The organism is Plebeiibacterium sediminum (assembly GCF_026013605.1).
Taxonomy (GTDB): Bacteria; Bacteroidota; Bacteroidia; order Bacteroidales; family Marinilabiliaceae; genus Saccharicrinis; species Saccharicrinis sediminus.
Genome location: NZ_JAPDPJ010000233.1, coordinates 1 through 794, shown reverse-complemented (window position 1 = coordinate 794; position 794 = coordinate 1). Strand labels below are relative to the sequence as shown.

Here is a 794-nt window from a genome sequence, read left to right as displayed (position 1 = left end):
AACCATAAAAAAGGCTGTATATATTATTCTTGGCTATGATATGTACGGCAAAAAAGATATCCTGGGCTTGTACATTGGTCAGGTGGAGAGTGCCAGATTTTGGCTATCAGTATTAGAAGACATTCAATGCAGAGGGGTTAAAGATATCCTAATAGCCTGCATGGATAACCTTTCTGGTTTTACACAAGCTATTGAGTCAATTTTTCCAAAAACAGATGTTCAATTATGCATCATTCACCAGCTTAGAAATAGTTTAAAGTACGTCTCACATAAGAACAAAAAATTAGTAATTAATGGACTCAAAAAGGTGTATCAAGCACCAAATATTGATGCAGCCCAAATTGCCATGGATGAGTTTGAAGCACAATGGAACACAAAATATCCTTTAATCATTAAATCATGGAGGGCAAATTGGTTGCATTTAACACGATTTTTCGACTATTCAAAAGACATTAGACGAATCATGTATACCACAAATATCATTGAAGGATTTAACAGGCAGTTGCGAAAATACACCAAAACAAAGGGTGCATTTTCTGGTGATAAAGCACTCTTAAAACTATTATTTATGGCCTCTAAAACAATAAGCGAAAATTGGATTGCTAAGCCTCCTTATTGGGGTGAAGTTCAACAACAATTAATAATAAAGTTTGAAGATAGATGTGGAATAAAACATTAGTTCTCAATATAAAAAAGCAAAGTTAGGCCTTATAAAGAATCAAACAAGAGTATATAAACAACCTCGTTCCTCGGTTGCTCTTGTATGAATCTTTACTTGGCCTTCAAAGCTTTTG

The 794-nt window shown here is 34.1% G+C and carries 1 protein-coding gene; it reads left to right on the top strand.

All coding sequences use genetic code 11. The annotated features are described in order from the left end of the window. On the top strand, nt 1-679 hold a 679-nt coding region (locus OM075_RS25245; RefSeq protein ID WP_301193336.1), incomplete at its 5' end, for an IS256 family transposase. Between the last annotated feature and the right edge of the window lie 115 nt (nt 680-794).